Annotated in this window: 15 protein-coding genes; 10 read left to right on the top strand and 5 right to left on the bottom strand. The window is 70.9% G+C overall.

The features are described 5' to 3' along the window. The first annotated feature begins 142 nt into the window (after window positions 1–142). From leuC to ACGF8B_RS36230, 4 genes are all read left to right on the top strand, one after another. Window positions 143–1,567: a 3-isopropylmalate dehydratase large subunit gene (gene leuC, locus ACGF8B_RS36245; RefSeq protein WP_392746584.1), complete on the top strand. Its 1,425-nt coding sequence runs from the start codon at window positions 143–145 to the stop codon at window positions 1,565–1,567. 5 nt (window positions 1,568–1,572) lie between these two features. Next, entirely contained in the window at window positions 1,573–2,181 is a 609-nt protein-coding gene (gene leuD, locus ACGF8B_RS36240; protein WP_392746583.1) for a 3-isopropylmalate dehydratase small subunit, read from the top strand. A 104-nt stretch (window positions 2,182–2,285) separates the two neighbouring features. Continuing rightward, a complete protein-coding gene (locus ACGF8B_RS36235) occupies window positions 2,286–2,513 on the top strand; it encodes a hypothetical protein (RefSeq protein ID WP_072487271.1) in 228 nt (75 codons plus the stop codon). A gap of 143 nt (window positions 2,514–2,656) precedes the next feature. Continuing rightward, window positions 2,657–3,325, top strand: a complete 669-nt coding sequence (locus ACGF8B_RS36230; RefSeq protein ID WP_392746581.1) for an HU family DNA-binding protein — start codon at window positions 2,657–2,659, stop codon at window positions 3,323–3,325. Window positions 3,326–3,438: 113 nt separating this feature from the next. On the opposite strand, the gene ACGF8B_RS36225 is transcribed toward ACGF8B_RS36230, so the two are convergent. Next, entirely contained in the window at window positions 3,439–3,642 is a 204-nt protein-coding gene (locus ACGF8B_RS36225; protein WP_266911658.1) for a hypothetical protein, read from the bottom strand. A 29-nt stretch (window positions 3,643–3,671) separates the two neighbouring features. Continuing rightward, window positions 3,672–4,361 carry a 2-phospho-L-lactate guanylyltransferase gene (gene cofC / locus ACGF8B_RS36220; protein ID WP_392746700.1) on the bottom strand — a complete coding sequence of 230 codons (690 nt, stop codon included), beginning with the start codon at window positions 4,359–4,361 and terminating at the stop codon, window positions 3,672–3,674. A 156-nt stretch (window positions 4,362–4,517) separates the two neighbouring features. On the opposite strand from cofC, the gene ACGF8B_RS36215 reads away from it, so the two are divergent. From ACGF8B_RS36215 to ACGF8B_RS36205, 3 genes are all read left to right on the top strand, one after another. Continuing rightward, window positions 4,518–5,270: a lysophospholipid acyltransferase family protein gene (locus ACGF8B_RS36215; RefSeq protein WP_392746580.1), complete on the top strand. Its 753-nt coding sequence runs from the start codon at window positions 4,518–4,520 to the stop codon at window positions 5,268–5,270. Continuing rightward, window positions 5,267–6,277, top strand: coding sequence for an NAD(P)H-dependent glycerol-3-phosphate dehydrogenase (locus ACGF8B_RS36210; RefSeq protein WP_392746578.1), 1,011 nt, complete (start codon window positions 5,267–5,269; stop codon window positions 6,275–6,277). Before ACGF8B_RS36215 ends, ACGF8B_RS36210 begins: the two co-directional genes overlap by 4 nt. 101 nt (window positions 6,278–6,378) lie before the next feature. Beyond that, window positions 6,379–7,536 (top strand): D-alanine--D-alanine ligase family protein, encoded by a 1,158-nt coding sequence (locus ACGF8B_RS36205; protein WP_392746577.1) that lies wholly within the window; start codon window positions 6,379–6,381, stop codon window positions 7,534–7,536. Window positions 7,537–7,585: 49 nt separating this feature from the next. On the opposite strand, the gene ACGF8B_RS36200 is transcribed toward ACGF8B_RS36205, so the two are convergent. Further along, entirely contained in the window at window positions 7,586–8,068 is a 483-nt protein-coding gene (locus ACGF8B_RS36200; RefSeq protein WP_392746575.1) for a DUF3515 domain-containing protein, read from the bottom strand. Window positions 8,069–8,087: 19 nt separating this feature from the next. Next, window positions 8,088–8,321: an Lrp/AsnC family transcriptional regulator gene (locus tag ACGF8B_RS36195; RefSeq protein WP_072487263.1), complete on the bottom strand. Its 234-nt coding sequence runs from the start codon at window positions 8,319–8,321 to the stop codon at window positions 8,088–8,090. 324 nt (window positions 8,322–8,645) lie between these two features. On the opposite strand from ACGF8B_RS36195, the gene ACGF8B_RS36190 reads away from it, so the two are divergent. Next, a complete protein-coding gene (locus ACGF8B_RS36190; RefSeq protein WP_259934913.1) occupies window positions 8,646–9,617 on the top strand; it encodes a thiamine-phosphate kinase in 972 nt (323 codons plus the stop codon). A gap of 9 nt (window positions 9,618–9,626) precedes the next feature. Continuing rightward, entirely contained in the window at window positions 9,627–10,433 is an 807-nt protein-coding gene (gene thiD, locus ACGF8B_RS36185) for a bifunctional hydroxymethylpyrimidine kinase/phosphomethylpyrimidine kinase (protein WP_392746572.1), read from the top strand. 83 nt (window positions 10,434–10,516) lie between these two features. On the opposite strand, the gene rpmB is transcribed toward thiD, so the two are convergent. After that, the gene (gene rpmB, locus ACGF8B_RS36180) at window positions 10,517–10,702 is read right to left on the bottom strand and encodes a 50S ribosomal protein L28 (RefSeq protein WP_030928661.1); all 186 of its coding nucleotides are present in this window, start codon (window positions 10,700–10,702) and stop codon (window positions 10,517–10,519) included. Window positions 10,703–10,962: 260 nt separating this feature from the next. On the opposite strand from rpmB, the gene ACGF8B_RS36175 reads away from it, so the two are divergent. Continuing rightward, window positions 10,963–12,582: a DAK2 domain-containing protein gene (locus ACGF8B_RS36175; RefSeq protein WP_392746570.1), complete on the top strand. Its 1,620-nt coding sequence runs from the start codon at window positions 10,963–10,965 to the stop codon at window positions 12,580–12,582. The last annotated feature ends 48 nt before the right edge of the window (window positions 12,583–12,630 follow it).

Raw genomic sequence — 12,630 nt, 5'->3', positions numbered from 1 at the left:
CAAGTTCAATATTCGGCGGAAGTTGCGAACCTGTACGGGCGGCCACACAACGGCCCGTAGCCACCGCCCCGCACGGGGGTCCGGACGGCGGCGCACCGAATCTCTAGTTGGGCCGGCGAAGACGCCGGCCGGAGGGAAAGCGATGGGTAGGACACTCGCGGAGAAGGTCTGGGACGACCATGTCGTCCGGCGCGCCGAAGGTGAGCCCGACCTCCTCTTCATCGATCTGCACCTGCTGCACGAGGTGACCAGCCCCCAGGCCTTCGACGGCCTCCGGCAGGCCGGACGCCGGGTGCGGCGCCTCGATCTCACCATCGCCACCGAGGATCACAACACCCCGACCCTCGACATCGACAAGCCGATCGCCGACCCGGTCTCCCGTGCCCAGTTGGAGACCCTGCGCAAGAACTGCGCGGAGTTCGGCGTACGACTGCACCCCCTGGGCGACGTCGAGCAGGGCGTCGTGCACGTGGTCGGCCCGCAGCTGGGGCTGACCCAGCCGGGTACCACGGTCGTCTGCGGCGACTCCCACACCTCCACGCACGGTGCCTTCGGCGCGCTGGCGTTCGGCATCGGTACCAGCCAGGTCGAGCACGTCCTGGCCACCCAGACGCTGCCGCTGGCCCGCCCGAAGACCATGGCCATCACCATCGACGGCGAACTGCCCGACGGCGTCACGGCCAAGGACCTGATCCTCGCGATCATCGCCCGGATCGGCACCGGCGGCGGCCAGGGCTACATCCTGGAGTACCGCGGCCCCGCCATCGAGAAGCTCTCGATGGAAGCCCGGATGACCATCTGCAACATGTCGATCGAGGCGGGCGCCCGCGCGGGCATGATCGCCCCGGACGAGACCACCTTCGAGTACCTGAAGGGCCGCGACCACGCCCCGCAGGGCGAGGACTGGGACGCCGCCGTCGCGTACTGGAAGACGCTGCGCACCGACGACGACGCGGTCTTCGACGCCGAGGTCGTCATCGACGCGGCCGAACTGGCCCCGTTCGTCACCTGGGGCACCAACCCCGGCCAGGGCGCGCCCCTGTCGGCCAACGTCCCCGACCCTGCTTCGTACGAGGACGCCTCGGAGCGCAACGCCGCCGAAAAGGCCCTGGAATACATGGGGTTGACCGCCGGGCAGCCGCTGCGCGAGATCAACGTGGACACCGTCTTCGTAGGCTCCTGCACCAACGGCCGGATCGAGGACCTGCGCAACGCGGCCGCGATCCTGGACGGCCGCAAAGTCGCGAGCGGCGTACGGATGCTGGTCGTCCCGGGCTCCGTCCGGGTCGCCCTGGAGGCCGTCGCGGAGGGTCTGGACAAGGTCTTCACCGCCGCGGGCGCCGAATGGCGGCACGCCGGCTGCTCGATGTGCCTCGGCATGAACCCCGACCAGCTGGCCCCCGGCGAGCGCTCCGCCTCCACCTCGAACCGCAACTTCGAGGGCCGGCAGGGCAAGGGCGGCCGTACGCACCTGGTCTCCCCGCAGGTCGCCGCCGCCACCGCCGTGCTGGGCCACCTGGCCTCGCCCGCCGACCTGTCCGACGTCCGTACGCCCGCCGGAGTCTGAGAACCATGGAAGCTTTCACCGCACACACCGGCCGGGCCGTCCCGCTGCGCCGCAGCAACGTGGACACCGACCAGATCATCCCCGCTCACTGGCTGAAGAAGGTCACCCGGGACGGCTTCGAGGACGGGCTCTTCGAGGCCTGGCGCAAGGACGAGAACTTCGTCCTCAACCGTCCGGAGCGCAAGGGCGCCACGGTCCTGGTGGCCGGCCCCGACTTCGGCACCGGCTCGTCCCGCGAACACGCCGTGTGGGCCCTGCAGAACTACGGCTTCAAGGCCGTCATCTCCTCCCGGTTCGCCGACATCTTCCGCGGCAACTCGCTGAAGAACGGGCTGTTGACCGTGGTGCTCGACCAGCAGGTGGTCGACGCGCTCTGGGAACTGACCGAGGCCGACCCCACCGCCGAGATCACCGTCGACCTGGAGGCGCGCCAGGTCCGCGCCGGGGACCCCGGCGGATCCGGGCTGACGGCCGACTTCGAGCTCGACGAGAACGCCCGCTGGCGACTGCTCAACGGGCTGGACGACATCAGCCTCACCCTTCAGAACGAAGCGGACATCGCGACTTATGAGGCGGCCAGGCCGACCCACAAGCCGCGTACAATTAACGCCTGAGCAGCGCGTTTCCAGGACTGCGCCCCCTGCCATCTGGTAGGGGGCGCAGTCGCTTGTTGAGACCCCGTCGGGCGACAACTCGCCCCAGATGGCACAATCGGTGCATGGAACGCGACAGCCAACTCAAGCTTTACGGCCAAGTCGCCGACCGATTGAAGGAAGCGCACACAAGAGTGCGCGCACTGCAAGTCCCGGAGGGCGTAAGGATGGCGCTGTCCCGGAAGCTGTTGGTCATCACGGCCGCGGCTAAGCACGATCTCCCGGATGCGGCAAGGCGTCTGGACCGGTTGATGAAGGACCTCGATGAGGGCCGATTCCCCGAAGGTGACTGACTCTGCGGAACTGCGCAGCGGTCGACTTCGTTGCGGCACTAGGGTGATTAGCCCGTTTCGTGTTTGATTTGCGGTATATATCTGCCTAACGTGCGAAAACGCTTGAACACTTTCGTTCTGGCAATGTCTCCGAAGGGGAAGACGTGAACAAGGCGCAGCTCGTAGAAGCGATTGCCGACAAGGTCGGAGGCCGCCAGCAGGCCGCCGACGCCGTCGACGCGGTACTCGACGCGATCGTCCGTGCGGTTGTCGCGGGGGACCGGGTCTCGGTCACCGGCTTCGGCTCGTTCGAGAAGGTCGACCGCCCGGCCCGTTACGCCCGCAACCCGCAGACGGGCGAGCGCGTGCGGGTCAAGAAGACCTCGGTTCCCCGTTTCCGTGCGGGACAGGGCTTCAAGGACCTGGTGAGCGGCTCGAAGAAGCTCCCCAAGGGCGGCGAGGTGTCCGTGAAGAAGGCGCCCAAGGGCAGCCTCTCTGGCGGTCCTTCCACCCGTACGACGACCAAGGCCGCCGCCAAGAAGGCCGCCGCGAAGAAGGCCACGGCGAAGAAGGCCACGGCGAAGAAGACCACGGCGGCGAAGACCACCGTGGCCAAGAAGACCACGGCGAAGAAGACCACCGCGGCGGCGGCGAAGAAGGCGACGCCCGCGAAGAAGACCACCGCGGCGGCGGCGAAGAAGGCGACGGCCACCAAGAAGGCCACCGCCAGCAAGACCGCGCCCGCGAAGAAGGCCACGGCCAAGAAGGCGCCCGCCAAGAAGACCACGGCGCGCAAGACCACGGCGAAGAAGGCCACCGCACGGAAGAAGTGAGACCGAGCAGCACAGGGCTACTCACACGCGCCGGGCCGGGCTCCCCTCGGGGAGCCCGGCCCGCGGGCTGTTGTGGGCGCTTTCGCGCGCGGTCCCCGGAAGGTTCGCGGACCTCAGAAGGTCTGGAGGGTCACCAGGGTGATCCGCAGCCGCGCACCCTCTCCGCTGCCCTCGATCCGCACCCGCTGCCCCGGACGCAGCAGCCGCAGACCGCCCGCGTCGAAGGCCCGGGCGTCGAATTCCACCGGGGTGCCGTCGTCGAGCAGCACGCTGCCGGTGCGGGTCTCGGGGTCGTAGGTGTACGAGGTCGCCTGCATGGACGGCAGCCTATCGGTCGGGGCCGCTCTCAGGGGGTCGTCGCGTGCTCGGCGCCCGGGGCTCCGGCGGCCCAGTGCTCCGCCGTGTGCGCGCCGACGCCCAGGGCCAGCGCCGCCCGCAGATCGTCGCCGGTGTCCACGTCCTGGCGGACCGAATCGATGCCGGTCAGATCGATTTCCACCGCACCGGACTCCAGGTGCCGAGCCCGGGAAGGTCCGCCGAAAGCCGGGCGCAATTCCACCCCCGGCCCGGCCGACAGAAATGTTGTACCGATTCCTGCCGCATCGGTCACAAATGCGCGGTGGAATTCGGCGGAATAATCGAGTACCCGGGCCAATTCCGCGGGGCGCAGCGCGGGCAGATCCGCGTTGAGTGCGGCGACCGCGGCCCGGGGCCGCCCGGCCCGCGCCGCCCGCTCACCGTGTGCCAGCGCGGCGTTGAGTCCGCGGCCGGGTGCGTCGGGGACGATCCGCGCCCCGGCCGCCGTGAGGGCCGCCCCGGCCTCCGGGTCGTCCGTGACTACCACCACATCCAGCACCGCCGGGCAGGACAGGACGGCGGCCACGGTGTCCCGGGCGAAAGCGAGGGCGAGCCGGGGGCGCAGTCCGGCCCCGGTCGCGGGCGTCAGCCTGCTCTTGGCCCGCGCCAGCGGCTTCAACGGGACGACCAGGGACCAAAGACTTGTCGGGTCGGTGTTCGTGGCGATCTCCCCCTCGATGCGCGTCGCCGCCTATTCTCGCCTGTCCGGTGCGAGAACCCGGAGGGTCGGTCCCGAAAGCGGGGCGTACGGTGTTCTCGACAGAGCAGGGGCCTGGGGCGAGACTTGACCGTCGGTAGCCAGGCAGAGTTCAGGTCCTTAGAGGAAGGTGTCCGAGTGTCCCGCCGCAGAATCGGCTTCTGGTACCGCCTGGCGGCGGTCATCGCAAAACCGCCGTTGGTGGTTCTGTTCAAGCGTGACTGGCGGGGGATGGAACACATTCCGGCCGACGGTGGATTTATCACCGCGGTCAATCACAACTCCTATCTGGACCCGCTTTCCTACGGTCACTTCCAGTACAACACCGGACGGGTGCCGCGGCTTCTCGCCAAGGCGGGCCTGTTCAAGACCCCCTTTGTCGGAATGATGCTGCGCGGCACCGGACAGATCCCGGTCTACCGCGAGACGACCAACGCGCTGGACGCCTTCCGGGCCGCCGTCGACGCCATCGAGCGCGGCGAATGTGTCGCCTTCTACCCGGAGGGCACCCTCACCCGCGACCCCGACATGTGGCCGATGGCCGGCAAGACCGGTGCCGCCCGCGTCGCGTTGATGACCAGGGCCCCGGTCATCCCCGTCGCCCAGTGGGGCGCCAACTTCGCGATGCCGCCGTACGCCAAGGAGGACAAGCTCCGGCTGTTCCCCCGCAAGACCCTTCAGGTGCAGGCCGGACCGCCCGTGGACCTCTCCAGGTTCTACGGCCGGGAGCCGACGCCCGACGTCCTGCGCGAGGCGACCGAGGTCATCATGGCCGCGGTGACCGCGCAGCTGGAGATCGTGCGGGGCGAGCAGGCCCCCGCAGAGCCCTACGACCATCGCAAGGCCCGTGCGGAGCAGCGGCGCAAGGCAGAAGGAAAGGGACCCAAGTGACGCACCCCGCAAAGGCGGCCGTCTTCGGAACCGGCTCATGGGGTACGGCCTTCGGCATGGTCCTCGCGGACGCGGGCTGCGAGGTCACCCTCTGGGGCCGCCGCGCCGAGATCGCCGAGGCCGTCAACACGACCCGTACCAACCCGGACTACCTGCCGGGAATTGAGCTCCCCGAATCGGTGCGGGCCACCACCGACGCCGCCGAGGCGCTGGACGGCGCCGACTTCGCCGTCCTCGTGGTGCCTTCGCAGACCGTGCGCGCCAACCTCGCCGACTGGACCCCGCACCTCGGTTCCGACACCGTTCTCGTCTCGATGATGAAGGGCGTCGAACTCGGCACCGCGAAGCGGATGAGCGAGGTCATCGAGGACGTCACCAAGGTCTCCGCGGACCGGGTCGCCGTCATCACCGGCCCCAACCTGGCCAGGGAGATCGCCGAACGCCGCCCGGCGGCGGCCGTCGTCGCCTGCCGGGACGAGTCCGTGGCCCAGCGCCTCCAGACCGCCTGCCACACCTCGTACTTCCGCCCCTACACCAACACCGACGTGGTCGGCTGCGAGCTCGGCGGCGCGGTGAAGAACGTCATCGGTCTGGCGGTCGGCATCGCCGACGGCATGGGCCTCGGCGACAATGCCAAGGGCTCGCTCATCACCCGCGGCCTCGCCGAGACGACCCGCCTCGGCCTGGCCATGGGCGCCGACCCGCTGACCTTCTCCGGACTTGCGGGCCTCGGCGACCTGGTGGCGACCTGCTCCTCGCCGCTCTCGCGCAACCACACCTTCGGCACCAACCTCGGCCGCGGCATGACGCTCCAGGAGACCATCGCCGTCACCAGCCAGACCGCCGAGGGCGTCAAGTCCTGCGAATCGGTGCTCGATCTGGCGCGCCGGCACGGCGTCGACATGCCGATCACCGAGACGGTCGTCGGCATCGTCCACGAGGGCAAGCCTCCGATGGTCGCGCTGGCCGAGCTGATGTCGCGCAGCGCGAAGCCCGAGCGGCGCTGAGACCGGCCGGGGCGGCCGGAGCGGTGAACCTTCCCGGTCACCGCTCCGGCCGCCCCGGCCGCGCTGACTCAAGTGGTACCAGCAGGTACGCTCAACGCGATATGAGCAGCGAGAACCTCCCCCAGAGCCCGGAGCAGCAGCTCCGCAAGCCGCGTGTGGCCGTCGTGTTCGGCGGCCGCAGCTCCGAACACGGCATCTCGGTCGTCACGGCCGGCGCCGTCCTGAACGCCATCGACCGGACCAAGTACGACGTCCTGCCGATCGGCATCACGACGGACGGCCGCTGGGCGCTCACCGCGGACGAACCCGAACGCATGGCCATCACGGACCGGAAGATGCCGGAGGTGGCCCAGCTGGCCGAGTCCACCGAGGGCGCCGTGGTGCTCTCCGTCGACCCCGGCAGCCGCGAAGTGGTGTACAGCGAGCCCGGCTCGGTCCCCAAGGCGCTCGGCGAGGTCGACGTCGTCTTCCCCGTGCTGCACGGCCCGTACGGCGAGGACGGCACGCTCCAGGGGCTGCTGGAGCTCTCCGGTGTGCCCTACGTCGGCGCGGGTGTGCTCGCCTCGGCGGTCGGCCAGGACAAGGAGTACATGAAGCGGGTCTTCATCTCCTTCGGGCTGCCGGTCGGCCCGTACCTCGTGGTCCGTCCCCGCGAATGGGACAACGACCCCTCCGGCGCCCGCAAGCGCATCGTGGACTTCGCCGGTGAGCACGGCTGGCCCCTCTTCATCAAGCCCGCACGCGCCGGCTCGTCCTTCGGCATCACCAAGGTCGACGACCTCTCCGGGCTCGACGAGGCGATCGAGGAGGCCCGCCGCCACGACCCCAAGTTCCTGGTCGAGTCGCTGCTGCGGGGCCGCGAGATCGAGTGCGGGGTGCTGGAGTTCGAGGACGGTCCGCGCGCCAGCGTGCCCGCCGAGATCCCGCCGGTGACCTCGCACGACTTCTACGACTTCGAGGCCAAGTACATCGATTCGGCCTCCGGGATCCTGCCCGCGCCGCTCACCGATGAGCAGACGGCCGAGGTGCAGCGGCTCGCGATCGAGGCCTTCGAGGCCACGTCCTGCGAGGGGCTGGTCCGTGCCGACTTCTTCCTCACCGAGGACGGCACCTTCGTGATCAACGAGATCAACACCCTGCCGGGCTTCACCCCGATCTCCATGTACCCGCGGATGTGGCAGGAGAGCGGCGTCAGCTACCAGGAGCTGGTGGACCGGCTGATCCAGGCGGCGTTGAGGCGCCCGACCGGACTGCGCTGAGCCCGGTCCCGCGCCGCAGGGCGTGTGCTCCCGCCCGGGAGCACACGCCCTACAGCCCGGGAACCGCCTTGCTGACGGCCGGGGCGAACGCGGCCAGCGGGCTCGCGTCATGCGCGTACGCCGCCGACAGCGTCACCTCGACGTACGCCTTGCGGTAGGTCGTCGTGAAGCGCGGACCGGCGCCCTCGGACTGCTCCAGCAGCCAGTTGACCCCGTTCGCCTCGGTGCCCTTCGCCATCGGGTCGTCCATCTTCGCGGGCCGAGGGACACCGCAGCGCAGTACGATCTCCCCGTCCCCCCACTCGGCGGTCAGCTCGGACCTCGGCTCGGCATCACCGCGGTCGAGTCCGGCAACGGATTTCGGCAGCTCCTTGTGCAGCGCACGGCAGTAGGCCGCGGCTTCCGGGGACGGCGTGGGAACCGTGATCGACACCGCGGCGTCCGTTGAGGAGCAGCCCGTCGCGGCCAGCAGCAGCGCGGCGACGGACGTACCGAGGAACACGGGGTGCCAGAGCCGGCGCGATGATGTCACCGGCCCAGCGTAGACGGGACTACAGATGGACGACCGGGCAGGTCAGGGTTCGGGTGATGCCCTCCACTTGCTGGACCTTGGCGACCACCATGCGGCCGAGTTCGTCGACCGTGTCGGCCTGCGCGCGCACGATCACGTCGTAGGGGCCGGTGACGTCCTCTGCCTGGATCACTCCCGGAACTCTGGCGATGGTCTCGGCGACGGTCGACGCCTTGCCCACCTCGGTCTGAATAAGGATGTACGCCTGTACCACGGAACCTCCAGGGTGGCCACGAGGATCATGTGGGGGAGAAAGGGACGCCACGGTATCGCGTTGCCGCGTGCCGCGGGGAGACCTGGGGGGCGTTGACGCCCGCAGCGTGGCGTACACAAGCCCCAGGTTGACGTATCTCTTGACAGTACCGACAGCAGTGACGGCCCGCGACCGCAAGCGCAGCGGTCCGGAAGGGGGACGGGCATGGCGTTGACCAGCGGTGCGGACCGCTCCCCGGGGCGGCGGCCGGTCCATGGCGCGGACCCCCGGCCGCCGAAGCAGCCCGGACGAGCGTCCGGCGCGATAGATGAGAGGTGAGACTCGGTGAAGGGAACCGTGGGCGAGTTGGGGGAGTTCGGGCTCATCAGGGAGCTCACTTCCCGGCTCACCACCACTCCGGCGGTACGGCTCGGCCCCGGCGACGACGCCGCGGTGGTGACCGCTCCCGACCGCAGGGTCGTGGCCAGTACGGACATCCTGTTGGAGGGCCGGCACTTCCGCCGGGACTGGTCGACGGCGTACGACGTCGGCCGCAAGGCCGCCGCCCAGAACCTCGCCGACATCGCCGCCATGGGCGCGGTGCCCACCGCGCTGCTGCTCGGCCTGGTCGTCCCGGCCGAACTCCCGGTCACCTGGGCCGGCGAACTGATGGACGGCATCCGTGACGAGTGCCAGGTCGCGGGCGCGGCCGTGGTCGGCGGAGACGTGGTGCGCGGCGAGACGATCACCGTCTCGATCACCGCGCTGGGCGACCTGCGCAACCACGAGCCGGTCACCCGCTCCGGCGCCCAGCCCGGCGACGTCGTCGCCGTCACCGGCTGGCTCGGCTGGTCCGCCGCCGGATACGCGGTGCTCTCCCGCGGCTTCCGCTCGCCGCGCGCCTTCGTCGAGGCCCACCGGCGTCCCGAACCGCCGTACCACGCCGGCCCCGCGGCCGCCGGGCTCGGCGCCACCGCCATGACGGACGTGAGTGACGGGCTCGTCGCCGACCTCGGGCACATCGCCGAGGCCAGCAAGGTCCGGATCGATCTGCGCTCCGGGCTCATCGACATCCCCTCGCAGATGTCCGACATCGGCCAGGCCGTCGGCGTCGACCCGCTCCAGTGGGTACTGACCGGCGGCGAGGACCACGCGATCGTCGCCACCTTCCCGCCGGACGTGAAGCTGCCCGCCCGCTGGAAGGTGATCGGCGAGGTGCTCAACCCGTCCGCGCTGCCGCAGGTGACGGTCGACGGGGCGCCGTGGACCAGCAAGAGCGGCTGGGACCACTTCGGGGACATCGAGGACGCCCAGTAGATTCGGCGCATGCCCCTTTCTGCTGCTATACCCGCCCGTGTGCTCACCGTCGCCGGATCCGACTCCGGCGGCGGTGCGGGCATCCAGGCCGACCTGAAGACGATGCTGGCGCACGGCGTGCACGGAATGAGCGTGCTGACCGCCGTCACCGCCCAGAACTCGCTGGGGGTGCAGGGCGCCTGGGAACTGCCGGCCGAGGCGGTGCGCGCCCAGTACCGCAGTGTGGTGGACGACATCGGGGTGCAGGCGGTCAAGACCGGGATGCTGTCGTCGGCCGTCCTGGTGGAGACCGTGGCCGAACTCCTCGCCGCCACCGATGCCCCGGCCGTCGTCGATCCGGTCGGCGTCTCCAAGCACGGCGATCCGCTGCTGGCCGCCGAGGCGCTCGATTCCGTACGGACGAAACTCCTGCCCGTCGCCGCGGTCGCCACCCCCAACCTGGACGAGGTGGCACAGCTCACCGGAGTCCGCGTCGAGGACGAGGCCGGAATGCGGCGGGCGGCCGCCGCGGTGCTGGAGTTCGGGCCGCGCTGGGCCGTCATCAAGGGCGGTCATCTGCCGGGCGACCCCGTCGACCTGCTGACCGACGGCACCGATGAGCACTGGCTGCCCGCCCCCAGGCACGACAACCGCCACACCCACGGCACCGGCTGCACCCTGGCCTCGGCCATCGCCTGCGGACTGGCCCTGGGACAGGAGGTGCCCACGGCGGTGCGGCACGCGAAGGCGTACGTCACCGGGGCGATCATGGCGGGCTTCCCGCTGGGCGCCGGGATCGGCCCGGTCGACCACGGCTGGCGGACCCGCAACGGATGAGGGGCCCGGGCACAGCAAAAAGCCGGTCCACCGAGGTGGACCGGCTTTTTGGGCAACCGGAAGGCTGCGCTACGACGGGAACGTCAGCGCGCGACCTTGCCGGCCTTGATGCACGAGGTGCAGACGTTGAGCCGCTTCGGCGTCCGACCGACCACGGCACGCACGCGCTGGATGTTGGGATTCCAGCGACGGGACGTACGGCGGTGCGAGTGCGAAATGTTGTTGCCGAAGCCCGGCCCCTTGCCGCAGACGTCGCAGTTGGCAGCCACGGGTCACTCCAAAGACTTCAGATGCACTTACAGTGAAATCCGGCGCGCCGGAATCAATTGAATGAAGTGGCGGTGCCGGAGGGATGGCCCGACTCTCATCGGGCAACCGAAGCAGCATACAACGGCTGCGTCGGTAGAACGAAACTACCATGGGTTTCACCGACCCCCTCCCGCCCCCTGTTCCCGCCGGACCCGGTGCGCGGGGGGCTACTCTGCGATGCAGCCGGCCGCCCACGGCCGAATCCGAGGAGGACCGACAGGTGCCGCAGACCGCCGACGACATGGACGCCGTCGCGGTGCGTACCTGGTGCTCACTGGCCCTGGAGGCGCTGGGCCGGGAGCGCGAGGCGATCGACGCGATCAATGTGTACCCCGTCGCCGACGGGGACACCGGGACGAACCTCTATCTCACCGTGGAGTCCGCGGCCCAGGCCGTCGAAGCGGTCTTCGCCGGCCACGAGACCGGCGGGACGGTGCCCGCGACGGCCGACGCCGTACGCGCCATGGCGCACGGCGCCCTGATCGGCGCCCGCGGGAACTCCGGCACGATCCTGGCCCAACTGCTGCGCGGAATGGCCGGAGTGCTGGCCGACGGCCATGACGCGGACCGGTTGCGCGAGGCGCTCGCCGTCGCCGCCGCCGCGGCCCGGCAGGCCGTGGCCCACCCCGTCGAGGGCACCGTGCTCACGGTGGCCGCCGCCGCCGCCGAGGCCGCCGCCCGCACCGCGGGCGGCGCCGGGACCACGGCGGTCGCACGGGCGGCGTACGAAGGGGCGCGCACGGCCCTGGACGCGACCCCCGGACAGCTCGCGGTCCTGGGCAGGGCGGGCGTCGTGGACGCCGGCGGCCGAGGACTGGTGACCGTGCTCGGGGCGCTCGTCGAGGCGGTCTGCGGACGGGCGCCCGAACACCGCCAGGCCGCGGTGCCCGTCCTTCCGGTTCCGGACGACTGCGCGGAGGCCGACCCGGAGGGCGGACCGGCCTTCGAGGTCATCTACCTGCTGGAGGCCACGGACGACGCGGTGGGCCGGCTGCGGACCCGGCTCGACCGGCTCGGCGACTCGCTCGTGGTGGTGGGCGGCGACGGGCTGTGGAACGTCCATGTGCACGTGGACGACGCGGGCGCGGCCGTGGAGGCCGGGGTCGAGGCGGGGCGGCCGTACCGGATCCGGATCACCCACTTCGGCGCGGACCGGGTGCACCCGCAGACCGAGCCCGTGCAGCGCGCGGTCGTCGTGGTGGTCCCCGGCGACGGGCTCCGCGACCTGTGCAAGGAGGCCGGGGCCACGACGGTCCTGGCCCGCCCCGGGGAACCGCCCGCCAGCGGCGAACTGGCCGACGCGATCCACCGGGCGCACGCCCGCGAGGTGGTCCTGCTGCCCAACGACGCGGAGCTGCGCCACACCGCCGCGGCCGCCGCCGAACAGGCCCGCGCCCAGGGCATCCGGGTCGCCCTGATCCCCACCAGGGCGGCCGTCCAGGGCATCGCGGCCCTCGCCGTCCACGAACCCGACCGCAGCTTCGACGAGGACGTGGTGGCGATGACCGCCGCCGCCGGCGCCACCCGCTACGCGGAACTCGCCTTCGCCGAACGGCAGTCCTGGACCATGGCGGGCATCTGCCAGGCCGGCGACGTCCTGGGACTGATCGACGGCGATGTCGCGGTGATCGGCGGGGACGTACCGCGGACCGCCCGCGACGTGCTCGACCGGATGCTGGCGGCGGGCGGCGAACTGGTCACCCTGGTCCTGGGCGAGGACACTCCCGACAGCCTCGCGGACACGCTGGAGGAGCACGTGCGCGAGGGCTATCTGGCGGTGGACACCGTGGTGTACCGGGGCGGCCACCAGCGCGCCCCGCTGCTCATCGGGGTGGAGTAGCGGAGCACGCCGCACCCGGGGCACCGGCCGGGCCGGTCCTCCCGCCGA

This window comes from Streptomyces sp. NPDC047917, from assembly GCF_043204345.1.
Lineage (GTDB): Bacteria > Actinomycetota > Actinomycetes > Streptomycetales > Streptomycetaceae > Streptomyces > Streptomyces sanglieri.
Note: the sequence above shows the minus strand (reverse complement) of the source record. Positions and strands in the feature narration are given on the sequence as shown.